The following is a 23,304-nucleotide window of genomic DNA, read 5'->3' as shown; positions in this document are numbered from 1 at the left end:
TCACCGCCCATGGCCGATACACCGCTCAGCGTCGTCATCATCGCCTGCAACGAGGAAGCAGCCCTGCCGGCCTGTCTGGCCAGCGCCGCTTTTGCGGACGAGGTGCTGCTGGTCGATTCCGGCAGTACGGACGCGACGGTCCGGGTCGCCGAGCAGATGGGTGCCCGTGTGCTGCATCAGGAGTGGCTGGGTTTCGGTGCCCAGAAGCGCTTTGCCGTGGAGCAGGCGGGCCACGACTGGGTGTTGTGCATCGATGCCGACGAACGTATCAGCGATGCGCTGCGCGAGTCGATACAGTCTGCGTTGAAGGCGCCGGCGGCGGTCGCCTACGAAATGCCGCGCTGCAATCGTTTTCTCGGCCGCTGGTTGCGGCACGGCGAAGGCTATCCGGACTGGAGCCTGCGCCTGTTCGACCGTCGCCGTGCGGGCTGGAGCGAGGATCCGGTGCACGAAAAGGTGGTGAGTGAAACACCGCCGGCCCGCTTGAGCGGCGACCTGCTGCACGAATCCGAGGAAGGCCTGGCCGACTATCTGCACAAGCAGAACCGCTATACCAGCCTGCAGGCCAAGGCGCTGTACCGGCGTGGCAAGCGCGCCGGCGTGGCCAGGCTGCTGCTGAGCCCGACGCTGCGCTTCATCAAGTTCTACGTCGTACGGCGCGGTTTCCTGGACGGGGTGCCCGGTCTGATCCATATCGCCATCGGCTGCTTCAACAGCTTCATGAAATACGCCAAGCTGCGCGAGCTGTATACCAAAAGCGGGACATGAATGAATTACCTTGAGATCCTTGGCCGCTCCTCCTGGGGACAACGCTTCCTGCTGCTGCTGATCAGCGCACTGGTAGTGGTCTGGCCCATTCCGGATATGCCGGCCGCGCGCTATCTGTTTCTGTTTCTGTTGCTGGTCGGCGGCGTGATGGTCGCCTGGCGCCGGCGCGCCGTACGTCACGAGTACGGCGACCTGCCGGTTACGCATGCCCGCCGTGAGCACTGGATACTGTTGGCTCTGGTCGCGGCCTTCACGGTCTGGGTGTATATGCAGGCCTGGTTCATCGCGCCGTATCCCGAACTGGCGCTGAACGAGCTGCGCAGCCAATGGGGGCTGCAGGTGGCCAGCTTTCTGACGGCCTACGTAGTCGTGATGGCGCTGGATAACAAACTCAAGCCCGTGCTGGCTGCGGTGTATTGGGGTATGTGGTTTTTGCTGGCCGCATTGCTGGTGATGTCGCTGTGGCGCTGGACGCAGGACGGTGTGCTGCCGAACCGCTGGGGCGGGCTGACCGGTACGCTGCGCAACGGCCTCAACAACATGTCCATGACGACGGTGACCTTCGCCATGTTCCTGATGGCCGACGCCCTGGCGCGCATCCGTACGCGCCGCTGGCTGTTCCAGCGCAGTTGGCTCGGCTGGGGCGCGGTGCTGCTGCTGACCCTGTTTGGCCTGTACATACAGAACATGCGCACGGCGTTGGTGATTATCCTGGTCATGGCCGCGGCGGTATTCACGCCCTGGGTGTACCGCGCCGTACTGGGCGGTAAACGTTTCAGGCTGTGGCGGATTGCGGCGACGGTGCTGGGCCTGGTCGTCGTGGTTACGGTCGTGATGGGTTACGTGCAACGCGATCCGCGCTGGAAGACCTTCGGTGAAACCTTCCCGATCGCCTGGGACATTCAGTCGCACGATGCCTGGCTGGTGGTATGCGACTGGGAGCATGGGGCCGACTGCGTGCCGCGCCTGCCCAATGGTAAGCGCGTCGATATCTCCAATTACCTCCGTGTGGCCTGGCTGCATGCCTCGCTGGACGAGATCATCCGCCATCCTTTGGGTGTCGGCTATTCGCGGTCGGCCCTGGGTCATGCACTGAAGCTCGATTATCCCGGGCGGGATATCAGCGTAACGCGCGCGGAAAACAGTTTCTGGTCCATCGGGATCGGTGCGGGTATCCCCGGTTTGTTGTTGATGATGTCGCTGCTCGGCTATGCGGCCTGGGTCTGCCTTGAAAGGACGGTCAAGGGCGAGTGGATTTATTTTCCGGTCGCGTTGCTCGTTGCGAAGAGCGTTCTTGCCAGCTTTGCCAGATTCACCTTGTTCAACAACACCATGGAAATGCTGATGTTCGTGCTGGGCGCAGTCTGCGCAGCCTGGCTGGTACGCCAGTCTAGCCGTGGTCAGGATCAGACCGTGCCAGCAGCATCTCGTAAAGCCGGATAAGTTTTTCGCTCATCGCATCCAGGGTCAGCCCCGCCGCGATCTCGCGCATGGCCTCGCCGTGGCTGGCACGCAGTTGGGGGTCGCGCAGGGCCTGCAGACGGTCCGCCAGACCGGTGTAGTCCAGGGCGTCGCAGACCGCTCCGTTTTCCCCATCGCGAATCAGGTCGGCCGCACCGCATTGATAGCTGGTGACGATGGGCAGGCTGCTGGCCATTGCCTCCATGATGACGTTGGGGAACGGATCGTACAGGGTCGGCAGCGCCAGTACGTCGGCGGCACCGTAGAACGGCTCGGTCGCGGGTTGCGGGCCGGTAAAGTGCGCGCGGTCCGCAATGCCCAGCTTGGCCGCAAGTCTTCGATAATGCGGCAGTTCGCGATCCTTGCCCACCACCAGCAGATGGGCGTCGTCCGGCTGGCGGCTCAATGCGTCAAGCAGACCGTCCAGCCCCTTGCGGGCGAAGCCCGAACCGACGAACAGATAAAGGATTGCATCGTCCGGAACACCCCATTGTTCGCGCACGGCCTGACGGTGCGTTTCGCGCAAACGGGGATGAAAGCGTTCCGTGTCCACGCCGTTGTAGATCACGTGCAGCTTGTCCTCGGACACGCCGAAGAATTCGATGATCTCCCTGCGCACCATTTCCGAATTACAGATGACGGCCTTGAGGCGCGGACTGGCAAACAGCTGCCTTTCCGCATGCAGGGTATGGCGGTGATAGGGAGAGAGCGCCTGCAGCAGTCGCCCGCCCTGGCCGCGTAGCCGGGCGCGCTGGCGCAGCCAGCCGCGATGCGTGCCATCGCCGGCACGATAGAGGTCGCAGCAGGGCAGGCGCTCGTGCGATTGCACCAGTGCCTGCGGATGTTCGGCGACCAGCTGGCAGGCGCGGCGACCGAAGGCCCAGTCGCGCCACAGCCGGCCGATGTGAAAGGGGCGGCAGGGGATCAGTTCCACGCCCGCCTGAGGCTGCCATGCGCGGGCGATGACCGACAGCTGCACGCCACGCGCGGCCAGGGCGTCGAGGGCGCGTTCCAAAAAGCGTTCCGCGCCACCGAAGGGCGTGTACTTCTGGCGGATCAATAAAAGTTCGGGGCGGCGTTTCATGCGTCGAGCAGCTCCGCCAGCGCCTGTTCCACCTGCAGCGGATCGATATCCGTTGCGCTGGTTTCGCCGCGGCAAATGCGGTGCGGTACCTGCCAGGGGCCCCAGATGGCGGGGTCGGTGCAGCCGAACAGCGCGACCGTGGGTTTACCCAGCGCAGCGGCGATATGCAACGCGCCGCCATCCGGCGTGATCATCGCATCGACCTGGGCCAGCGCGCCGACCAGTGCGGGCAGCGTACGGGTCGGCATGGCCAGGGTCTGCGGCTGCCGTGCGTGCAGGCGCTGAGCCAGCCCGTCGTCACCGGGATGACGTGGGTCGTCCTCCGCGCCAGGTGCCCAGAACAGCGCTACGTCGTAACCGTGTTTCAGCAACGCCTCGATGAGCGCCGCATAGGACTGTTCGGGCCAGCGATTGCAGCGTTTGCGGCTGGAAAGCTGAATGCCGATCAGTGGGTGCGGACCGGCATTCGGCAATACGGGAACCTCGCCACCGGGTGCGGGTGCGGACAGTTTGAGCGGCCCCGCGGATCCTTCGACGCCCAACGGCTTGAGCAGCGAGAACACCCGTTCGGTGTGGTGCGTGCCTTCGAGTTCGGATGGTTTCAGCGGCAGATTGAATCCGGACTTTCGTTCGCCCTCGCCGACCACGCCGAGTCTGGCTCGGGCGTTGATGAAGCGCGCCAGGCGGCCGGTACGCGGATGAGGCACCGGGTTGGCGTGTATCAGCAGGTCGAAATGCTGGCGGCGCAGGTTCATGAACACGCGTGCTTCGTCCACCCAGGCGGCGATCCTGGGGCGGTCGCTGTGTTTGGCCTTGGTGTAACGGTATACGGCGTCGATGTCGGTATTCCCGGCCAGAATGGGGGCGTTGTAGCTGGTGGCCAGCACGGCGACGGTTGCCTCGGGCGACGCATGGCGGACGGCGGCGATCAACGGCGTGGTCAGCAACAGGTCGCCGATGTTGTCGCGCCGGATGATCAGGATGCGACGCGCGGACTCGAGCAGGCGAGGATCAGGCTGCATGCACGGCCTCGTTCAGAATCGCGACCAGCCGCTTGCCGCGGGCGGCCCAGGTGAACTCCCTGGCGCGCTCGCGCAAATGCCGGCCCATGGCAGCGGTCCGCTCCGGATTGTCGGTGAGCGTACGTATCGCCTCGGCCAGGGCGCGTGGATCCTGCGGCGGCACCAGCATCGCTTCGTCCGGTGAGAGGATTTCGCGGATCGAAGGCAGATCGCTGGCAACGACGGCGCAGCCGGCGCCCATGTATTCGAATAGTTTGAGGGGGGAGGTCCAGGCGCTGATCGAACCCGCCCGATTGGGCAGGACGGCGATGCACGCTCCTGCCAGCTCAGCCTGGATTTCGGCATGAGGTATCTGGGGTTTGAAGGTCACTTCGGCGTCGTCGGGCAGTTGCTCGCGCAGGCGGGCAATCTCATCCAGTGTGCCGCCGATAATGGTTACGCGATGCTGCGGCAGCCAGCGCGTAGCGGCGACCAGATCTTCGACCCCTTTCCAGCCGAACAGGCTGCCCGTGTAAATAATATGTTGCGCACTGGCAGGCCACGGTTTGTCCGTCGATATCGCTGGGAGATCGGCGCCGCTGTGCAGAATATCGAAGTCGCGGTCGATGCCGTGATGTTCGGCCAGCGCCGCGGCCAGCGCTTCGGAGATGGCGATGACCCGCGCGGCATGTCGTAGCACGAAAGATTCCATCCGAAGGAATGACTTGCGGTGCTTTTCCCTGGCGGAGAGCGCGAAGACCTCGTGCGCCTCGTAGATCACCGGAATGCCGGTTTTTGCCTTGAGCAATGCAAAGGCCGTCTTGAGATGACGGGTCATGATGGCATCAGGCGCGCAACCTTGTGCCTGTTCATGCCTGAGCCAGCCGACGAGCCGTTGATTGAAAAACCGGTTCGATTGCAAAGGCAGGATACCCAGCAAGCCGCTGGCGCGTCGCGACAGGGACAGCTTTTTCAGTTCCGAGCCGGGGTGTAATTCGTAGGCGCCGAGCGGGTCGGGTGCGCCGTCCTCGGGTGTATAGGCAAGGCTGACGTCCTGCCCCTCTTCGAGTAGCGAAGCCAGGGTATGCGCCACCTGTACCCCACGCGCGCGAGGCAGGGGCAGGGGTTCCGGAAATGCATAAAGTACATGCATGTATTTATGGCGCGGCGCTTGGGTTTTGAGGGAGAGCCAGGATGTCGCCATCCAGTGGTGCTTCCCAGTCGACGGGGAACATTAAGCTGGAGTCTTTTTTCGTTAAGTAAAAGGTTTGGTAATTCAAGCTCTTGAAGAAGTCGCGCAGCTCGTTTATTTTCTGTTCCGCTTCTTCTTGAGTAGGGAAGTTATTGGCTTCGTATTCAAAGAATATTGCAGGGTTATGTTGCGTGATCAGTTGGGTTGCTCCAGCCAACACGTCGTACTCAAATCCTTGTACATCTATTTTTATTGCGACTATGGGATTTTTTTCATTTTTATGTTGTTGGTCGAGGGTTACGATCTCTATTTCAATGAGGTCGTTATTCTGTTGCTTGTTCGACAGCCCATAGAATGAAGAAAGGCCAATGTCAGAGCCGGCGTTTGCATGAAACATTTGCCGGCCTGGCTTCGCGCCCGCGGCGAGCGTTTGAGTTGTTATATTGGATAATTTGTTGACTTCAATGTTCGATTTTAACCGTTTCAGTGCATGAGGGTTCGGTTCGTAGGCATAGACCTTGAGATGTTGGAAGGCCTTGGCTAAAGGGACGCAGTAAGATCCGACATTGGCGCCGATGTCCAGGATCGTGCATGGCTCGTCATGAACAAAATGAGCAAGGAGATCCAGGCCTTGTATATTGTTTGGCCTTCCCAGCAACATTCTGCGTTCCGTATGTTGATGGAGGCTGCAGTAAAAGAAGAATGTTTCACCCCGATAGTCATTAAGAACAAGCATATCGGAATCCGCGGTGTACTGATCGGCATCCTTGTTTGAGTAATACCACAGGTCGCGCGCATGCTTTTTCTTTGCAAGCCGGCGTAGATAATGTATCCGGTCTACCTGGCCGTATTTTTTTCTTATGCCCAGAGAATAAACTAGCTTTATAAGTTTCTTCATTAGCATGGTTGTTTTCTCAAGGCGTTGGGTGACATGGTCTTAACTATGGGCAAGGTAATGTGACAGTGTGCCGTTTGATGTGAAGAATGGTTAACGATGACTGGCATGCTCAATATTCAGTATGAGACTGTTTATTTGGTTGGCTCCGGCCATCCATGTGAATCGGTCCCGTACGGTCGTCAATGCGTCATCACTCAACTGCTTGCGTTGTTCAGAATTCTCGGACAGGAGAGCCACGGCCGATCGCCAGGCGTCGACGTCGCCCGGTGGCAGCAGCATGCCGTCGTGTCCGGAAGTGATGATCTCCAGCATGCCGCCCTGCGCGGATGCGAGTACCGGCAAGCCGCAGGCCATCGCCTCGATGACGGTGATCCCGAACGCCTCTTCGCCGACGGAGGGCTGGGCGAAGATGTCGGCCTGGTTCATCGCCGCGGGTATCTGTTGATGCGGCAGCGCCCCGGCCGCATGAACACGGGCCGATACGGACAATGATTCTGCCAGTTCCTTTAATTTTTCTTCATGCGGTCCATGGCCGACATAAACGTAATGCACATCGGGCAGGTCGGCGATAGCCTTGACGATGGTGTCGAGTCCTTTCCAGCCGACGATTCTGCCGACGGTCATGATCACCCGGGCATCAATGGGTATGCCGAGCGTGTCGCGCCATTGGGCGTCCTTGGGCGCGGGCTTGAACAACGCGGTGTCGACGCCGTTGTGGACGACGTGAAACTCCCGCGAATAGCGCTGGCCGTTTTGCCGGGCGGTGTATTCGCTGCAGGCGATAAAATGGTCGACGGCCCTGGCGAAAAAGCGGTCCGTCAAAAAGAAATCCGTGCCGCCGGTGTGAAAGAGTATTTGTCCTTTGTATCCCAGTTTTCTGAGCAGCCAGGCAAAAGGGAAGTCGTACGGCTTGACGATGACGATGGCATCAAAACCGGCCTTTAGTACGGGTTTTATTGTGTGCCTTGCGAACGAAAGGCGTTCCATGAGTTTTTTGAAGCGCGTGCCCAGGTTCCAGAAGCGGCTTCTTTCCCTGAATTCAAACAGCTCGAGTTTTAGCGGCGAGACGTCGTTCGGGTTTTCGCACTGCCCCGCGATCAGCGTCACCTCATGGCCGAGGCCGTTCAGCGCCTTCCCCATCTCGATGCAGTAGGTCTCTATGCCGCCGAGCTGATGGCCGGTGGTGACGTTGTAGATGGCGATCTTCATGATGCCGCCGGTTTGCCGATCACGTTATCGACGGCCTGCCATACGTTCTCCACCGTGATCAGGCTCATGGGCGAGGTTCTTTCGCATGCATCCCCGGTCAGCGGGTGTTCGATGACGGCGAGCGGGCCCTGGTGCTCGAGAGGGGCGAGGAGCCTGCCGGGATGAAAGCAGTGGTACAGGGCCACCATCGGGATGCCCAGGGCGCCGGCGATATGCGTAGGGCCGGTGTCGACGCCGAGGTACAGATCGAGCCGGTTCATCAGGGCGGCCGTCGCGCGCAGGCTCAACCGGCCGCAGGCGTCTATGGTCGAGCGGCCCGGCAGGGCGCGTTTGAATTCCTCGGCGCGATCCGACACATCCTTGCCGCCCAGGATGACGAAATACGCGTTTGGTTTCTCCGCGGCGATACGCTTCGCGAGCGCGATAAAGTTTTCCACCGGCCAATCCCTGTAGGCCTTGGTCGGGAAGCTGCCCATCTGTATGCCGATGATCGGCGCGGCATCGGCGGGAACATGCGCCGCCAGCCAGTGCGCGGCCTGTTCGCGTTCCGCCGCCGTGGGCCGGTACGCGAGACGCAGGTCGGCACTCGAGATGCCCACCGCGTCGGCCAGCAGCAGTCTTTCCTTGACGGCATGCATGGGCGCCGCCGGTTTTTCCACCGTCACATACAGCGCCTTGTTCAGTTCATCATCGTGCTGCCGGAAAGCGATCACGCGTCGGCTGGTGCGCAATGCAAAGCGAAGCAGGGCTGCGTCATGACCCAGCACGAACGCCGCGTCCCATCTCTTGCCGGTGCGCCCCCTGAGCCAGGCGCTTTTTTTGGTGAACGGCTGCAGCTCGTCGATGAAGTCGAGATTTTTCAGGATTTCCGCGCGGCCGGGATGGGCCACGCAGGTCAGGTGCGTGTTCGGTTGCGCCGTTTTCAAGGCTCTTAGCAACGGGGTGGCCAGTATGGTGTCGCCGATTCTGGCCACGTTGATGACCAGGATTCTGGCGCCGGGGCCGAACGGGATTTCGCGTTGCGCCGTTTGTGCGGAGGGCATGCCCACGTCTCAGGCGCCCCGCAGCCGCAGATAAAGCGGGCCCAGCCAGGGGCGGGTATAAAGCCGCATGCGGGCGCCGAACCAGTCGGCGCCGCGGTCCTTGACCACGATGCGGGGGATGGCCAGCGGGTCGCTCCCTTTGCGGGCCAGGCCGCGGGCGGTGGTGTACAGGGCCTCGAAGCCCGCTTCGCGCGCGGCCGGCACGTATCCCGGTTCGAAGTAGCCCCAGGGCCAGCACAGGTGCCGGCTGCGCCGGCCCAGTTGTTCGTACAGCTCGTGGTGGCTGCGCTGCAGGTCGTTCTGCACTGCCTGGATACGCTCCCGCTCGTCCGCGTGCTCCCGGTCCCAGCGTACGTGGCTGTGGGTATGGGAATGCACCTCGATGCTGCCCTCCGCCTCCATGGCCACGATCTCGGACCAGCGCAGCATGACCTCATCGGCGCGTCCTTCGGCAATGGCGTGCTTGCAGGCCTTGTGTCCGGGTGTTGCGGGCGGTTCACCCGGCTGACCGGCATGGGGGCGGGTCGCGCCGTTTCCGATCCAGCGCGTGACGGCGAAGATCACCGCATGCAGTCCCAGCTTCTGCAGCACGGGATAGGCGTGCACGTAATTGTCCAGGTAGCCGTCGTCGAAGGTGATCATCACGCTGCGTGCGGGCAGCGCCTGTTCGCCGCGCACGAAGCCGAGCAGTTCGTCCGCGCGAACCGTGTGATAGCCGCGCGTCTTCAGCCAGCGCATCTGCTGCTCGAAATGTTCGGGGCTGACCGTCACCAGCCCCGGCTCGGCCGTGACGTGGTGATACATCAGGACAGGGACGATGCGGGCGTTCATTGATGCTTGCCCAGCAGGGATTCGTACAGGTCTTCGAGTCTGCGGACCATCAGATTCTGGTCGTACAGTTCGCGCGCCCGGTAGCGGCCCTGTTCGATCAGGGTGAGGCGCAGGGTGTCGTCGTCGACCACGCCCTGCACGGCCGCGGCCAGGCCGTCGGTATCCTCGGCGGCGCACAGCACACCGGCTTCGCCCACGGCCTCCGGAATGCCGCCCACGTCGGAAGCCACGACGGGCACGCCCATGGCCATGGCCTCCAGCAGGGCGGTGCCGAGCGCCTCCATGTGCGAGGGCAGCACGAACAGGTTCAGGGCGTTGAGGATATCCGGCACGTCCGTGCGATGGCCGGTGAAGGTGACGCGGTCGCCCAGCTCGAGCTGTTCGGCCAGGGCGTGCAGGTTGTCCCACTGCGGTCCGTCGCCGGCGATCAGCAGGTGCAGGCGCGGATGGTCGGCGGCCAGGCGAGCGAAGGCCGCGAGCAGGTGGTGGTGCCCCTTGGCCTTGCGCAGCACGGCGATGATGCCGATCACGAACGCATCGGGCGCGATGCCGAACTCGGTGCGAATGTCCTTCAGGTCGTTGCGGTCGGGATCGAAGCGCTGCAGGTCGATGCCGGTCGGGATGCTCAGCACCTGATCGGCGGGTACGCCTTCGGAGACCAGGTATTCGCGCACCTGTCCGCTGACGGTCACCACCCGGTCGGCCAGCCTGGCGTAGACGAACGGACCGCCGATCGGGGTCTGCAGATGACGGGTGCGCACCACCGGGATGCCGGCCAGCCGCGCCGCCATGCCGGTCAGCCAGGCATCGCGCGAGCTGTGTGTGTGTACGACGTCCACCCGCTCGCGGCGCAGCAGCCGCGCGATGCCGAGAATCGTCACCGGGTTGAAGGCGTTGCGCATGCGTATCGTCGAGACGGGCACGTCCAGCGCCTCGGCGGGTGCGATGGACTTGGCGCCCGGCTGGCACAGGTACAGCGGGCGGAAACGGCTGCGGTCGATCAGTTCCAGTTCGCGCAGGATGCGCTTTTCCTGGCCGCCCAGGCCCAGCGAGGATTCGGTGTGCAATACGGTGATCATTTGCCGAGCGCCGCCTCCAGCACGGGCAGAACCTCTTCAGGATACAGGTGTTCCAGGCAGTCCGAGCGCTTGCTGCCGCCGCAGCCGTCCTCGCCGCAGGGCACGCACGACCACGGCTGCTGAATGACGTGATGCGGACCGGCGCTTTGCGAGCCGCAGCGCGAAGGATAAGGCGTATCGTCGCCCTGCCAGCCGTTCGGCCACGGGCCCCAGTCGAAGGCGCCGGAAGGGCCGAACAGGGCCACCACCGGCGTGCCCATGGCGGCGGCCATATGCATGGGCGCGGTATCCACGCCGAAGAACAGCCGCGCCAGGCCGCTTACCGCCGCGGTCTGCTTGAGGGTGAGCCGCCCGCCCAGGTCGATGGGATGCTGACGGCACAGGCGCATGATCTCGTCCAGCTTGGCGCGTTCGCGCTTGTCGGGGCCGCAGGTCAGCGCCACCTGCACGCCGAGGTGCTCGATGAGATGATCGATGACGGCCGCCATGGCGGTATCGGTCCAGCACTTGAAGAACCAGCGCGAGGTCGGGTGCACATGGACCAGCGGCCGGTCCGGCTGCCAGCCCGCCTCGCTCAGCAGCGTCCTGACCAACTGCCGGTCCGCTTCGGATACCGTCAGCTGTACTTCGGTCCGTGGCGGGCCCATTTCCTCTGGAAGAAGCTCCAGGTTGCGCATCACCGTGTGCAGCCTGCCGGGACGCGGTCGCACCGCCCGGGTCAGCAACAGGCGGCGGAACAGCTTGTCCTTGCCGGGGCGGAACGGTCCGCGGCGGCACCTGGCGCCCGACAGCCAGGCCGCGATCACCCCGCGGTCGCCTTCCGTGGTGGTGATGGCCAGGTCGAAACGCCGCGCGCGCAGTTCGCGGAAAAAGCGCAGCTGGCGCCGAAAGAAGGCGAAACGCGATTCCCCCTTCCCGCGCGACGGATAAACCAGCACCTCTTCGAGGTCGGGATGTCCTTCCAGCATGGCCTCCGTCCCCGCCTTGACCAGTGCCGTCACCCGGTTGTCGGGGGCGGCATGGCGCAGGGTGGAGACCAGCGGCGCGGTCAGCAGCACGTCGCCGATGTTGCGGAATTTGATGACCAGGATGCGCATGAATCAGTAAAACCGCGGCTCGTCGCCGGGCCGGTCCTTGAAGCGCCGGTGCAGCCAGAAATACTGTTCCGGTGCCTGCCGCACCCAGTCCTCGATGATCAGGTTGATGCGCGTGGCGTCGGCCTCGGGGTTCTCGCCCGGGAAATCCTCAAGCGGCGGGGAGATGGTCTGTACGTAGCTGCCGTCGTCCAGGCGGCGGGTGAAAAACGGCACCACCGGCGCACCGGTCATGCCGGAAAGGCGGGTGGTGGCCGTATTGGTGGCGGCGGGCACGCCGAAGAAGTCCGCGAACACGCTGCCCTTGTGGCCGAAGTTCTGGTCCGATGCGTACCACACGATCTTGCCGTCCCGGAGCGTGCGCAGCATGGTGCGCACGTCTTCGCGCCGAATCGGTCTGCCCCACAGCTGGGTGCGCTTGGTGATGATCAGGTGCTCCAGCACCGGATTTTCGTTCTGGCGGTACAAGGCGGCCATGGGCAGGTCGGGCGCCTGCAACGCCAGGAAGCGGCCGCCCATCTCCAGGGTGGTGAAGTGCGCGGACAGCAGGATCACGCCCTTGCCCTGCGCGAAGGCCTCGCGCAGGTGTTCCAGGCCTTCGATGTGCACCAGGCGTTTCATGCGCCGGTCGGAGGCCCACCACGCCATGCCCAGTTCGAAGACGCCGATGCCGACGGATTCGAAATGCCGGCGCAGCACGTGTTCGCGCTCCTCCGCGCTCAGTTCGGGAAAACACAATTCGAGATTGATGCGCGCGATGCGTGCGCGGCGTTTGCCGAGCAGCAGGAACAGCCGGCCGATGCCGCGGCCCAGCGCCAGCTGGACGCGAAAAGGCAGCAACAGCAGCAGCCGCAGGAGGCCGACAATGAGCCAGACCGGCCAGTGGCGCGGATGCAACAGCGCGGGTTGGAACGATGCTTTTGACACAAGATACAACTGCTTAGCCCAAACGCCGAATTTTACTGGACCGGGGCGGGGAGGGACAGGGAAACCAGTGGTGCTGTGCTATTATGCGCGCCGATTACGGGCTAACCCATGAAACTCCAGATCCCTGATTACACCCGCGCCCGCGTCCTGGTGGTCGGCGACATCATGCTCGACCGCTACTGGCACGGCGACACCTCGCGTATCTCGCCGGAGGCCCCGGTGCCGGTGGTGCATGTCGGCGGTGCGGAAGAACGTCCCGGCGGCGCCGGCAACGTGGCCCTCAACATCGCCGCCCTGGGCGGTCATGTCACCCTGGTCGGCATGGCCGGCTATGACGAGGCCGCCGACAGCCTGGAACGCCTGATGAACCAGGCCAGCGTCGACTGTCGCTTCGTGCGGGTCGAGGGTCAGCCCACCATCACCAAGCTGCGTATCCTGAGCCGCCATCAGCAGCTCATCCGGCTCGATTTCGAGGGCGGTTTCGCCGCGGCCGACCATCAGGCCCTGGGCAGCACCTTCGAGCGTGCCCTGGACCAGGCCGACGTCGTGGTGCTGTCCGACTACGGCAAGGGCACGCTCAAGCCGATACGCGAGCTGATCCGCCTGGCGCGCGAACGCGGCCTGCCGGTGCTGGTCGATCCCAAGAGCAACGACTTCGCCGATTATCACGGCGCGACCCTGGTGACCCCCAACCTGCGCGAGTTCGAGGCGGTGGTCGGACCGGTGGGGGATGACGAGGAGCTGCTGGTACAGCGCGGCATGGAGCTCATGGCCCGCCACGCCCTGGAGGGCCTGCTCATCACCCGCAGCGAGCGCGGCATGACCCTGCTGCGCACCGGCGAGGAGCCCCTGCACCTGCCCACCCGCGCGCGCGACGTGTTCGACGTCACCGGCGCGGGCGATACCGTGATCTCGGTGCTGGCCGCCTCCATGGCCGCCGGCGCCAGCGAGCCGCAGGCGACGGTCTTCGCCAACACGGCCGCCGGCGTGGTGGTCGGCAAGGTCGGCACCGCCACCGTGAGCGTGGCCGAGATCCGTCGTGCCCTGCAGGAAGACGAAAACGCCCTGCGCGGGGTGATGACGGAAGAGCAACTGCTCGAGACCGTCGAAGACGCGCGCGCGCACGGCGAGCGCATCGTCATGACCAACGGCTGCTTCGACATCCTGCACGCCGGCCACGTCGCCTATCTCAACCAGGCCCGGTCGCTGGGCGACCGCCTCATCGTGGCGGTGAATACCGACGAATCCGTGCGCCGGCTCAAGGGCGAGACACGGCCGGTCAATCCGGTGGAGCATCGCATGACGGTGCTGGCCGCCCTGCAGGCCGTGGACTGGGTGGTGCCGTTCGGGGAGGACACGCCCGAACGCCTGATCTGCGCGGTCAATCCCGATTTCCTGGTCAAGGGCGGCGACAACGATCCCGACAAGATTCCCGGCAACCGCTGCGTGCGCGAGGCGGGTGGCGAGGTCGTGGTGCTCTCTTATATAGAAGGTGTGTCCACCACCGGTACCATCGCGCGGATTCAAAGCAGGCCGCGGGAAGATTGAGAGTGACCAGCGAGGCACAGGTCGACGTAGCCATTGTCGGCGGTGGAATCGCCGGATTGTGGCTGCTGGCCCGTCTGCGTCACGCCGGGTTCTCGTGCGTGCTGTGCGAAGGGCATGCCCTCGGCCCCGGTCAGACCGTGGCCTCGCAGGGCATCATCCATGGCGGCACCAAGTATTCCCTCACGGGCAAGCTGAGCGGGGCCGCCGAGGCCATCGGCGCCATGCCCGGCATCTGGCGCGCCGCCCTGCAGGGGCAGGGCGAACCGGATCTCAGCCGGGCCACGATTCTTTCCGAACATCAGTACCTGTGGACCACCGAGTCGCTGGGTTCGAAGCTCACCGGTTTTTTTGCGGGCAAGGCGATGAAGGCGCGTATGCAGCCGCTGCAACGCGACCGGCATCCCGAACCGTTCGCCGAGCGCGCCTTTCACGGCAGCCTCTATCAGCTCGACGAGCCGGTGCTCGACACGCGAACCCTGCTCAGCGCCTTCAGTGACGCGTATGCCGACAGCTTGCTGCATATCGATCCGAATGCGGTCAGGCTCGAGATAGGCGACGACGGGGTACGCATGGCGGTGCGCGCGCCAAGCGGCGAGCAACTGAGCCTGCGGGCGCGACGCGTGATCCTCACCGCCGGGGCGGGCAACGAAGCACTGGCCCGCGCCCTGCCGGCCGCTGCCGCACCCATGCAGCGCCGCCCGCTGCAGATGGTCATGGTGCGCGGCGAACTGCCCGCGTTGTACGCCCATTGCCTGGGCGTCAGCGCCAATCCGCGTGCCACCATCACCAGCAACCGCGACCGCGCCGGGCGACAGGTCTGGTACGTCGGCGGGCAGGTAGCCGAAATCGGCGCCAACCGCACCCACGACGAACAGCTTCATGCCGCGCATGCGGAACTGGCGGAGATCCTGCCCTGGGTCGATCTCGCCCATACCGAATGGGCCACGTTGCGGGTCGACCGCGCGGAGGGCCGCCAGCCCGGCGGGCATCGGCCGGACCTGCCCGTCCTGAACTGGTCCGGCCCGGTCGGCGTGGCCTGGCCGACCAAGCTGGCCCTGGCTCCGCGTCTGGCCGAGATGGTCATGGACGGGCTGGGACTGGATACGCCCACGCAGGCAGAGGGACTGCCGGGACTGGATGAATGGCCGCGCCCCGAGGTTGCCCCCTACCCGTGGGACGTGGAGGGCCGCACATGGAGCTGAGGCCGTTGGGCAGCACCGGCATGCAGGTCAGCGTCCTGGGGTTGGGGACAGTCAAGATCGGCCGCAACGAGGGCGTGAAATATCCCAGTGGTTTCGAGCTGCCGGACGATGCCGAGGTGCGCGACCTGCTGGCCCTGGCGCGCGAGCTGGGCATCAACCTCATCGACACCGCGCCCGCCTACGGCACCAGCGAGGAACGTCTCGGCAAGCTGCTGCCCGACACCGGCGACTGGATCATCGTCAGCAAGGTGGGCGAAAGCTTCGAAGACGGGCAGTCGAGCTTCGACTTCAGCGCCGCGGGAACCCGCGCGAGCATCGAGCGCAGCCTCAGACGCCTGGGTCGCGATTACATCGATGCGGTGCTGGTGCACTCCGACGGCGACGACATGCGCATCATTCATGAAGAGCCGGTGCTGGAAACGCTGGACAGGCTCAAGCAGGAAGGTCTGATCCGTGCTTATGGCATGTCCACCAAGACCGTCGAAGGCGGTCTGTGGGTGGTGGAGCATTGCGACATCGTCATGGCCACCTGCAATCCCGAATACACCGATGAGCTGCCGGTGCTCGAGGCTGCCGCCACCCACCACAAGGGTGTGCTGATCAAGAAGGCGTTCATGAGCGGTCATCTGCATCGCCTGGAGGGCGGCGATCCGGTCGAGACCTCGCTGCGCTTCGTCTTCTCCCAGCCCGGCGTGAGCAGCGTGGTGCTGGGCACCATCAATCCCGAACATCTCAAGTCCAACGCATGCGCATCCTGTATAGCCTGCTGCTTTATCTGCTGACTCCCCTGGTGATTGCGCGCCTGTACTGGCGCGGTCGCGCCAATCCCGATTATCACCGCCGCATCGCCGAACGTTTCGCGCATTACCCGCGGCTGCCCAACGTGCCGCGCATCTGGGTGCATGCCGTTTCGGTGGGTGAGGTCATCGCCAGTACGCCGCTGATCCGCCGTCTGCAGTCGGAATTCCCCGGCCACCGCATCCTGGTGACCACGACCACGCCTACCGGTTCGGCTCAGGTCCGGCGGCTGTTTCACGACAGCGTGGATCACTGCTATCTGCCCTACGACTTGCCGCACGTGGTGCGCCGCTTCCTGCGCAAGACGCGCCCGCTGATCGCCGTGATCATGGAAACCGAGCTCTGGCCCAACCTGTTTGCCGCCTGCGCCCGGCGCGACATCCCGCTGATGATCGCCAATGCCCGTCTGTCCGAGCGGTCCGCGCGCGGTTATGCGCGCTTCGCTTCGCTCACCCGCCGCACCCTCTGGCACATCAGTCACATCGCGGCGCAGGGCAAACAGGATGCGCAGCGCTTTCTGGAGCTGGGCGCGCCAGGCGAGCGGGTGCAGCAGACCGGCAACATCAAGTTCGACATCTCGGTGCCGGAGGAACAGGTCGCGCAGGGACAGGCATTGCGCGAAGGTCTGGGCAGCCGGCCGGTGTGGATTGCCGCCAGCACCCATGCGGGTGAGGACGATATCCTGCTCGACGCGCATCACCGCGTGCTCGAAAAACTGCCCGATGCCTTCCTGATTCTGGTGCCGCGCCATCCGGAACGCTTCGATGAGGTCGCCGCGCTGTGCAGGGAGCAGGGCCTGCGTTCCATGCGGCGCAGCACCGGCGCCGCATGCGCCCCGGATACCCAGGTGCTGGTCGGCGATACCCTGGGCGAACTGCTGGCTCTGTATGCCGCGGCGGACGCGGCCTTCGTCGGCGGCAGCCTGATTCCCATCGGTGGACACAATCCGCTCGAGCCCGCCGCGCTCGGCCTCCCGGTGCTGACCGGTCCGCACATCTTCAACTTCAACGAGGTCTATGCGCGCCTGTTTCAGGCCGGCGCCGCGGTGCACGCCGACGATACCGTCGCCATCGCCGCCTGGCTGGAAGACCTGCTCACGGATGACGACAAGCGACGTCACATCGGGGAAAGCGGGCGTCAGGTGGTCGAATCCAATCGGGGCGTCACCGAACGGTTGCTTGGCATAATCCGCGAGTTGCTGGAAGGCCCGCCGGGCTGACTCCTGTGCGGCCGGGCCCGGTCCGATTCCAACGGCCTGCCACCTGCCGCCGTTTCTTGGCGGCAAATCCCCCCTCCCGGCGCCGTCAATATCCCTGAACAGGATGTGGTCATGGCCCTGTGGCACCGCGAATTCCGCGTCCGGTAAATATTTTTTTCATCGAACTTGATCTGTTTCAATGCGGTCGGACGTAATTTCTGATCTGTATTTTTCCTTTAAATTTAATGGCTTAGCGTAAATCGGCCTGCTAACCCGTTGTCATTTAAGGGATTTCTTATGCTCGAATATTAAATTTTTATGGAATTCTTATCGGCCGCGCATATCAGACCCGTTCGAGGTTTGAAAAAACCGGGTTATCGGCGGAATTGAACCAGGCGGCCGAAGCGGCGGCGCGGGGCAATAAGCCAGCCATCACCAACCTGAGGGGGCGGTGTTGGTGTCACTTCAGCACGCGTGTCTCGAACGGTTTTGCCCGCCCGCGGGCGAATCCGGATGCGGCGCGCTGCACATGCGCATGGATGCCTGACCCGGGCGACTACACAGACTCCAAGGCTGAAGCCAACGGGCTGGCGGGAATCCGTCGTTGTGCAGACGGAACCGCCGTAATTAACGGACTTGGCGAATGGGGCTGTGGGATGAGCGGCAAGTACACCCTGAAGTTTTAAACGCGCAGTTGTTACGCCGTTGTTGCTCAGTGCATGACGAAAACCGGATCGTTGGGGAACGGTACGGTGATGTTGGCGGCCCTGACGCCGTTAGCCATTTGGTCATCAATCTCACAGCAGAACACGAGTTGCCCCATTCGCTCCTTCACGCGTTTAGAGGAAGGCGACTGATGACGAGATGGCAGGTTTTCCCGCGTATGACACGCATGCTCGCACTGTTTCCGTTGCTGTTGTTGAGCGGTTGCAGTGATAAGCACTACTGGCTGTTCGATCCCAAGGGGCCGATCGCCAGCGCAGAGCTGCACTACATGATTCTGGATGTGCTGGTGATGCTGGTCGTCATCATTCCGGTGACCGCGTTGACCATCTGGGTCCTGTGGCGCTACCGCGCCGCGGCGCAGGCCCGGCACGAACCCGGTTGGGCGCATTCCAACGTGCTGGAGTTTGTCGTCTGGGGCGTGCCTCTGGTGATCGTCGCGATACTCGGCTATTACTCCTACGTCGGCATCCACGCCGTGAATCCCTACGGTCCCGAGGTCCTCGCCAAGAAGAGCGTGGTCGAAACCACGCGGCAGGGCATCGCGCCGCTCGAGGTCGATGTGATCTCAACCGACTGGCAGTGGCTGTTCGTATATCCCAAGCTGCATATCGCCAGCGCCAACGAACTGGTTGTGCCGACCCACGTGCCGGTGCACTTCCGCCTGACCTCGACCACCGTCACCAACAACTTCTTCATTCCCCAGCTGGTGGGCCAGATCTACGCCATGCCCGGCATGCGCACCAAACAGGCGATGATCGCCGATCACACGGGCGAGTATCACGGCCTGGCGGCGACGTTGAGCGGTCCGGGCTTTTCCTGGATGGACTTCAAGGTCAAGGCGCTGAACGAACAGCAGTTCGGGCAATGGGTGGCCGGCGTGAAGGGCGCCAAGGCGCAGCTGACCTACGCCGCATTCGACAAATTCGCCCAGCCCACCGTGAACACCAGCGGCAAGAGCGTGTATTTCGCGAACGTCCAGCCCGGTCTGTTCAAACATGTGATCCAGGAGGTCAAGGCGGGCAAGGTCTATCCGACGCCCTATGCCTTCACGGAAAACATGCAGGCACCTGAATTCACCGAACGCACCAACTAAGAACGGAGTACAACCATGCTTGTGAACCTCCAAGGGCCATGGGATCCGATCTTCGGGCGCCTCGGCCTTATTCTCCAGTATCAGTACAACAACCCCGTCATCTTTTTCGCCTTCGAGCTGTCCCTGGTCGGCGGCGCCATCGCCCTGTTCTGGCTGACCTGCGCGGGCAAGTGGCGCACGCTGTGGAGCGACTGGCTCACCACCGTGGATCACAAAAAGATCGGCGTGATGTACATCATCGTCGGCCTGGTGATGCTGTTCCGCGGCTTCTTCGACGCGGTGATGATCCGCACCCAGCAGGCCATGGCCGTGGGCGCCAGCTCGCCGGGCTTCATGGGCGCCGCGCACGGTTACCTGCCGCCGTATCATCTGGATCAGGTATTCACCGCGCACGGCATGATCATGATTCTGCTGGCGGTGACGCCGATCCTGGTCGGCATCATGAACATCGTCGTGCCGCTGCAGATCGGCGCGCGCGACATGGCCTATCCCTATCTCAACGCGCTCGGCCTGTGGCTGACGGTCTCGGCCGCGGCGCTGGTGATGATCTCGCTGTTCGTCGGCGACTTCTCGCACGCCGGCTGGGTGGGGCTGATACCGCTCACGGAGCTGCCGTACAGTCCGGGGGTCGGGGTGGACTACTGGATATGGTCTATCCAGATCGGCAGCGTGGGCACCACGCTGGGTGCGGTCAACCTGATCGCCACCATCATCAAGATGCGCGCGCCGGGCATGACCTGGGGCCGCGTGCCGGTGTTCAGCTGGACCACCCTGGCGACCAACATCATCGCGCTGACGTCCTTCCCCGTGCTCGGCGTGACGCTGGCGCTGCTCACCTTCGACCGCTATCTCGGCACGCACTTCTTCACCGCCAGCCTCGGCGGCGACCTGATGATGTACACCAACCTGTTCTGGATCTGGGGTCACCCGGAGGTGTACTTCGTCGTGCTGCCGGCCTTCGGCATGATCTCCGAGATCGTCCCGACCTTCTCGCAAAAGACTCTGTTCGGCTACGTCACCATGGTGGTCGCCTCCATGGCCATCGCCGCGGTGTCCTGGAGCGTGTGGTTGCATCACTTCTTCACCATGGGTGCCGGCCCCAACGTCAACGCCTACTTCAGTATCGCCACCATGCTGGTCGGCATCCCCACCGGGGTGAAGGTGTTCAACTGGCTGTTCACCATGTATCGCGGACGTCTGCGTTTCGACACCCCGATGCTGTGGGCGATCGGCACCATCTTCCTGCTGATCAGCGGCGGCATGACCGGCATGATGCTGGCGGTGCCCGCGATCAACTACATCGTGCACAACAGCGTGTTCGTGATCGCGCACTTCCACAACATGTTCCTGCTGGTGGCCTACGCCGCGTTTGCCGGCGTCACCTTCTGGTTCCCCAAGGTGTTCGGCTTCAAGCTGGATGAACGTCTCGGCAAGCGCTTCTTCTGGTCCTTCACCCTGGGCTCGATCATGGTGTTCATCCCCATGTACATCCTCGGCTTCATGGGTATGACGCGCCGCCTGGACTACATCTCGCATCCGGCCTGGTATCCGCTGATCCTGGCGGAGCTGGTGGGTGTCGGCTTCTATGCCGTGTCGGTGTTCTTCTTCCTGGCGCAGGTCGTGGTCAGCATCCGCAACCGCCACGACCTGCGGGTCGGCGCGGATGCCTGGGGTACCTCGCGCAGCCTGGAGTGGGGCACGCATTCGCCGGTGCCGTTCTACAACTTCGCCGTCACGCCCATGGTGCATGCACGTGACGAGTGGGCCTGGCGCCGGGAGAACAAGCTGGACAGCCTCAAGCCCGATCATTACGTGGACATTCACATGCCCAAGAACACCATGGTGCCGCTGATTCTCGGCATGCTGTCGCTGGTGCTCGGCTTCGCCCTGATCTGGCGCATCTGGTGGCTGGCCGGTCTCAGCTTCCTGGCCATCATCGTCGCCATCGTCGTCCGCTCCTTCGAGAAGGATACGGGTTACATCATTCCCGCCGCCGAGGTTGCCGCCATGGAACAGGATTACCTGGACCGTGCACGCGAAGTCGAATCGGCCGGCGAGAAGGTCGGTGGCGGCGCCGTGGGCGGCGGTGTGCCGGCCGCGTCGCGGGCGCCGTGGAACAAACTCAAGGGCGACTGAACGCTTCCCGCCGTTCCCCGACGCAGACACGCCGGGGAACGCGCAGGGATAGGAACCGGTTGTTTATTGTCAAAGCTTACGTTTGGAGTAGCGAATCATGAGTTCACACAGCGCAGAGACCGTCGATCCCGGCAATGCCTCGCTCTGGGACTACGAGCACCACGGCCACGATGTGATTTCGACCCGAACCCTCGGGTTCTGGCTGTACATGATCAGCGACGCGATGATCTTCGCGGCGTTGTTCGCGTCCTACGGCGTCTACGTACACCACACTGCAGGCGGCCCGACGGCCCGGGACATCGTCCATCCCCTGTACGCCTTCTGGGAAACCCTGGTGGTGTTCTCCAGCGTGTTCGCCTACGGCCTGGCGATGAACTCGCTCAAGCACGGCAGTCAGTCGGGCGTGCTGTTCTGGCTGTTCGTCGCCTTCGCGCTGGGCGTGGTCTTCATCGGCATGGATACGCATGAGTTCGTCGACCTGGTGGCCCAGGGCGCCGTCCCGGCGCGCAGCGGATTCCTGTCGGCCTACTGGACCATCGTCCTCACCCACGGCGTGCACATGGTGTTCGGCCTGATCTGGATGATCGTCATGCTGATCCAGGTCGCCACTGACGGCTTCAAGGGCGACATCGTCTACCGGCTGCTCAACCTCAAGCTGTTCTGGCACTTCCAGGCCGTGATCTGGGTGTGCGTGTTTTCCTTCGTCTATCTGAGGGGTGCCATCTGATGTCCCACGATAATCACGATCCGCTCGATCATCCCGAGGTCAAGATCGCCAGCGCGCGCGGTTACTTCATCGGCTACGCGTTCGCCGCGGCGATGATGTTCATCTCGCTGGGCCTGGTGCGCAGCCACGCCATGTCGCCGGCCGGGCTCGCCACGACCATCACCCTCATCGCCCTGGTGGCCGTGCTCGCGCAGCTCTACTTCCTGTTCAAGCTGGACCTGTCGGAAAGCCAGATCTGGCACACCGTGGCCTTCGCCTTCACCGTGCCGCTGTTCGTCATGGCGGTGGGGCTGACGCTGTGGATGTTCCACACCCTGGCGGCGCGCACCATGCTGCCCGGCATGGGGATGTAACCGGCATGCGCAAACCCCAGACCGCTGAGGCCATGGGCGTGGAGCCCTCCCCGGAGATGCAGTACGCCGTGGAGGGCGAGATGACCCTCACGGTGCGCATCGTGGCGATGGGCATCGCCGGCATGGTGGTGCTCGCCATCGTGCTGGGTATCTGGCGCGGCATTACCAGCCCGCTGCCGGGCAAGGGCGCCATCGTCGACGGATTGATGGTCGCCGAGGTGTTCTTCTCCATCGCGCTGATCCTGCTCGGCAGTATCGTCGAGGGCTTCGGTTATGGCCTGTCGCTGGGCACGCGCTGGCCCTACACGCGCAACATCGTCGTGCTCATGCTGCGCGGCGACCCGGAGGCGGCGCACCGCGTGCTCGCCACGGCGGTCGGCTTCACCGGTCTGGGACCCGGAGGCGGCGCACCGCGTGCTCGCCACGGCGGTCGGCTTCACCGGTCTGGCGCTGGCCATTCTGCATCCGGACATCATGACCTTCACCGGTCTCGGCCTGATCATCGCCACGGCATTGTTCGGCATGGGCACGCTGTACGTGCTCGCCGGTCGCGCACCGGCCTTCGTGCACGGCACGCACGGTCTGCTGGCCTATCTGGTGTTCATCACCTACCTGATGGCGCTGAACTACCCCGGCGCGCATCTGCTGCCGTACCTGGCGGACACCTTCGCGCTGCACGCGGTGCTGTTCGCCATCTTCATGGGCGGCATGGTCACCGGGCAGCGCGGCTTCGGCAAACCGATCGAGGCCTTTTTGCACCCGCAGCGCACGGCGCAGTGGATCTTCGTCGTGCACGGCCTCGCGGCCCTGGGCGTCGTCGGCACCCTGGGCTGGCTGAGCGCGGCCTATCCGGTTGCCTTCGGTCTGGTGCTGGTGCAGGCGGCGGTGGGCTTTTTCCTGTTCCACGCCGTCAACCTCAAGCCCAAGTCACCGGGC

The 23,304-nt window shown here is 63.8% G+C and carries 21 protein-coding genes; 11 read left to right on the top strand and 10 right to left on the bottom strand.

All coding sequences use genetic code 11. The features are described 5' to 3' along the window. Positions 1-9: 9 nt before the first annotated feature. Both P8Y64_07180 and P8Y64_07175 read left to right on the top strand, forming a co-directional pair. Positions 10-768, top strand: coding sequence for a glycosyltransferase family 2 protein (locus tag P8Y64_07180; GenBank protein ID MEJ2060255.1), 759 nt, complete (start codon positions 10-12; stop codon positions 766-768). Then, positions 769-2,211 (top strand): O-antigen ligase family protein, encoded by a 1,443-nt coding sequence (locus P8Y64_07175; protein ID MEJ2060254.1) that lies wholly within the window; start codon positions 769-771, stop codon positions 2,209-2,211. On the opposite strand, the gene P8Y64_07170 is transcribed toward P8Y64_07175, so the two are convergent. The 10 genes from P8Y64_07170 to lpxL form a co-directional block, all read right to left on the bottom strand. Continuing rightward, on the bottom strand, positions 2,159-3,313 hold the full coding sequence (locus tag P8Y64_07170) for a glycosyltransferase family 4 protein (protein ID MEJ2060253.1): 1,155 nt from the start codon (positions 3,311-3,313) through the stop codon (positions 2,159-2,161). The genes P8Y64_07175 and P8Y64_07170 overlap by 53 nt on opposite strands. Then, positions 3,310-4,335 carry a glycosyltransferase family 9 protein gene (locus tag P8Y64_07165; GenBank protein ID MEJ2060252.1) on the bottom strand — a complete coding sequence of 342 codons (1,026 nt, stop codon included), beginning with the start codon at positions 4,333-4,335 and terminating at the stop codon, positions 3,310-3,312. The genes P8Y64_07170 and P8Y64_07165 overlap by 4 nt, the downstream gene beginning before the upstream one ends. Beyond that, on the bottom strand, positions 4,325-5,467 hold the full coding sequence (locus P8Y64_07160) for a glycosyltransferase family 4 protein (protein ID MEJ2060251.1): 1,143 nt from the start codon (positions 5,465-5,467) through the stop codon (positions 4,325-4,327). The genes P8Y64_07165 and P8Y64_07160 overlap by 11 nt, the downstream gene beginning before the upstream one ends. A gap of 4 nt (positions 5,468-5,471) precedes the next feature. Further along, the gene (locus tag P8Y64_07155) at positions 5,472-6,410 is read right to left on the bottom strand and encodes an FkbM family methyltransferase (GenBank protein ID MEJ2060250.1); all 939 of its coding nucleotides are present in this window, start codon (positions 6,408-6,410) and stop codon (positions 5,472-5,474) included. Between the two features lie 84 nt (positions 6,411-6,494). Continuing rightward, on the bottom strand, positions 6,495-7,613 hold the full coding sequence (locus tag P8Y64_07150) for a glycosyltransferase family 4 protein (protein ID MEJ2060249.1): 1,119 nt from the start codon (positions 7,611-7,613) through the stop codon (positions 6,495-6,497). Continuing rightward, a complete protein-coding gene (locus P8Y64_07145) occupies positions 7,610-8,656 on the bottom strand; it encodes a glycosyltransferase family 9 protein (protein MEJ2060248.1) in 1,047 nt (348 codons plus the stop codon). The genes P8Y64_07150 and P8Y64_07145 overlap by 4 nt, the downstream gene beginning before the upstream one ends. Before the next feature lie 9 nt (positions 8,657-8,665). After that, positions 8,666-9,487 (bottom strand): polysaccharide deacetylase family protein, encoded by an 822-nt coding sequence (locus tag P8Y64_07140; GenBank protein ID MEJ2060247.1) that lies wholly within the window; start codon positions 9,485-9,487, stop codon positions 8,666-8,668. Further along, positions 9,484-10,566 (bottom strand): glycosyltransferase, encoded by a 1,083-nt coding sequence (locus tag P8Y64_07135; protein MEJ2060246.1) that lies wholly within the window; start codon positions 10,564-10,566, stop codon positions 9,484-9,486. The genes P8Y64_07140 and P8Y64_07135 overlap by 4 nt, the downstream gene beginning before the upstream one ends. Continuing rightward, positions 10,563-11,663, bottom strand: a complete 1,101-nt coding sequence (rfaQ, locus tag P8Y64_07130) for a putative lipopolysaccharide heptosyltransferase III (protein MEJ2060245.1) — start codon at positions 11,661-11,663, stop codon at positions 10,563-10,565. Before rfaQ ends, P8Y64_07135 begins: the two co-directional genes overlap by 4 nt. 3 nt (positions 11,664-11,666) lie before the next feature. After that, on the bottom strand, positions 11,667-12,587 hold the full coding sequence (gene lpxL / locus P8Y64_07125; GenBank protein MEJ2060244.1) for an LpxL/LpxP family Kdo(2)-lipid IV(A) lauroyl/palmitoleoyl acyltransferase: 921 nt from the start codon (positions 12,585-12,587) through the stop codon (positions 11,667-11,669). Between the two features lie 108 nt (positions 12,588-12,695). Between lpxL and hldE the strand changes: the two genes are divergently transcribed. From hldE to P8Y64_07080, 9 genes are all read left to right on the top strand, one after another. Beyond that, positions 12,696-14,135, top strand: a complete 1,440-nt coding sequence (gene hldE / locus P8Y64_07120) for a bifunctional D-glycero-beta-D-manno-heptose-7-phosphate kinase/D-glycero-beta-D-manno-heptose 1-phosphate adenylyltransferase HldE (GenBank protein MEJ2060243.1) — start codon at positions 12,696-12,698, stop codon at positions 14,133-14,135. 2 nt (positions 14,136-14,137) lie between these two features. Further along, entirely contained in the window at positions 14,138-15,337 is a 1,200-nt protein-coding gene (locus P8Y64_07115; protein MEJ2060242.1) for an FAD-dependent oxidoreductase, read from the top strand. Beyond that, positions 15,328-16,119: an aldo/keto reductase gene (locus P8Y64_07110; GenBank protein MEJ2060241.1), complete on the top strand. Its 792-nt coding sequence runs from the start codon at positions 15,328-15,330 to the stop codon at positions 16,117-16,119. Before P8Y64_07115 ends, P8Y64_07110 begins: the two co-directional genes overlap by 10 nt. Next, the gene (gene waaA, locus P8Y64_07105; GenBank protein MEJ2060240.1) at positions 16,083-17,354 is read left to right on the top strand and encodes a lipid IV(A) 3-deoxy-D-manno-octulosonic acid transferase; all 1,272 of its coding nucleotides are present in this window, start codon (positions 16,083-16,085) and stop codon (positions 17,352-17,354) included. The genes P8Y64_07110 and waaA overlap by 37 nt, the downstream gene beginning before the upstream one ends. Before the next feature lie 862 nt (positions 17,355-18,216). Further along, positions 18,217-19,152 (top strand): COX aromatic rich motif-containing protein, encoded by a 936-nt coding sequence (locus tag P8Y64_07100; GenBank protein ID MEJ2060239.1) that lies wholly within the window; start codon positions 18,217-18,219, stop codon positions 19,150-19,152. Positions 19,153-19,167: 15 nt separating this feature from the next. Beyond that, positions 19,168-21,288 carry a cbb3-type cytochrome c oxidase subunit I gene (locus tag P8Y64_07095; GenBank protein MEJ2060238.1) on the top strand — a complete coding sequence of 707 codons (2,121 nt, stop codon included), beginning with the start codon at positions 19,168-19,170 and terminating at the stop codon, positions 21,286-21,288. A gap of 97 nt (positions 21,289-21,385) precedes the next feature. After that, on the top strand, positions 21,386-22,015 hold the full coding sequence (locus P8Y64_07090) for a cytochrome c oxidase subunit 3 (GenBank protein ID MEJ2060237.1): 630 nt from the start codon (positions 21,386-21,388) through the stop codon (positions 22,013-22,015). Beyond that, a complete protein-coding gene (locus tag P8Y64_07085; protein MEJ2060236.1) occupies positions 22,015-22,368 on the top strand; it encodes a cytochrome O ubiquinol oxidase in 354 nt (117 codons plus the stop codon). The genes P8Y64_07090 and P8Y64_07085 overlap by 1 nt, the downstream gene beginning before the upstream one ends. Positions 22,369-22,782: 414 nt before the next feature. Then, on the top strand, positions 22,783-23,304 hold a 522-nt coding region (locus tag P8Y64_07080; protein MEJ2060235.1), incomplete at its 3' end, for a cytochrome C oxidase assembly protein.

This window comes from Gammaproteobacteria bacterium (genome assembly GCA_037388465.1).
GTDB lineage: Bacteria > Pseudomonadota > Gammaproteobacteria > SpSt-1174 > SpSt-1174 > JARRKE01.
The sequence above is the reverse complement of the archived record's forward strand: the minus strand, read 5'-3'. Positions and strand labels throughout refer to the sequence as shown.

Coding starts and splice junctions, on each gene's coding strand:
- waaA (MEJ2060240.1), top strand. CDS start 16,083: ATGCGCATCCTGTATAGCCTGCTGCTTTATCTGCTGACTCCCCTGGTG.
- P8Y64_07170 (MEJ2060253.1), bottom strand. CDS start 3,313: ATGAAACGCCGCCCCGAACTTTTATTGATCCGCCAGAAGTACACGCCC.
- P8Y64_07175 (MEJ2060254.1), top strand. CDS start 769: ATGAATTACCTTGAGATCCTTGGCCGCTCCTCCTGGGGACAACGCTTC.
- P8Y64_07110 (MEJ2060241.1), top strand. CDS start 15,328: ATGGAGCTGAGGCCGTTGGGCAGCACCGGCATGCAGGTCAGCGTCCTG.
- P8Y64_07140 (MEJ2060247.1), bottom strand. CDS start 9,487: ATGAACGCCCGCATCGTCCCTGTCCTGATGTATCACCACGTCACGGCC.
- P8Y64_07145 (MEJ2060248.1), bottom strand. CDS start 8,656: ATGCCCTCCGCACAAACGGCGCAACGCGAAATCCCGTTCGGCCCCGGC.
- P8Y64_07180 (MEJ2060255.1), top strand. CDS start 10: ATGGCCGATACACCGCTCAGCGTCGTCATCATCGCCTGCAACGAGGAA.
- P8Y64_07095 (MEJ2060238.1), top strand. CDS start 19,168: ATGCTTGTGAACCTCCAAGGGCCATGGGATCCGATCTTCGGGCGCCTC.
- P8Y64_07135 (MEJ2060246.1), bottom strand. CDS start 10,566: ATGATCACCGTATTGCACACCGAATCCTCGCTGGGCCTGGGCGGCCAG.
- hldE (MEJ2060243.1), top strand. CDS start 12,696: ATGAAACTCCAGATCCCTGATTACACCCGCGCCCGCGTCCTGGTGGTC.
- P8Y64_07150 (MEJ2060249.1), bottom strand. CDS start 7,613: ATGAAGATCGCCATCTACAACGTCACCACCGGCCATCAGCTCGGCGGC.
- P8Y64_07090 (MEJ2060237.1), top strand. CDS start 21,386: ATGAGTTCACACAGCGCAGAGACCGTCGATCCCGGCAATGCCTCGCTC.
- P8Y64_07165 (MEJ2060252.1), bottom strand. CDS start 4,335: ATGCAGCCTGATCCTCGCCTGCTCGAGTCCGCGCGTCGCATCCTGATC.
- P8Y64_07100 (MEJ2060239.1), top strand. CDS start 18,217: ATGACACGCATGCTCGCACTGTTTCCGTTGCTGTTGTTGAGCGGTTGC.
- rfaQ (MEJ2060245.1), bottom strand. CDS start 11,663: ATGCGCATCCTGGTCATCAAATTCCGCAACATCGGCGACGTGCTGCTG.
- P8Y64_07160 (MEJ2060251.1), bottom strand. CDS start 5,467: ATGCATGTACTTTATGCATTTCCGGAACCCCTGCCCCTGCCTCGCGCG.
- P8Y64_07155 (MEJ2060250.1), bottom strand. CDS start 6,410: ATGCTAATGAAGAAACTTATAAAGCTAGTTTATTCTCTGGGCATAAGA.
- P8Y64_07085 (MEJ2060236.1), top strand. CDS start 22,015: ATGTCCCACGATAATCACGATCCGCTCGATCATCCCGAGGTCAAGATC.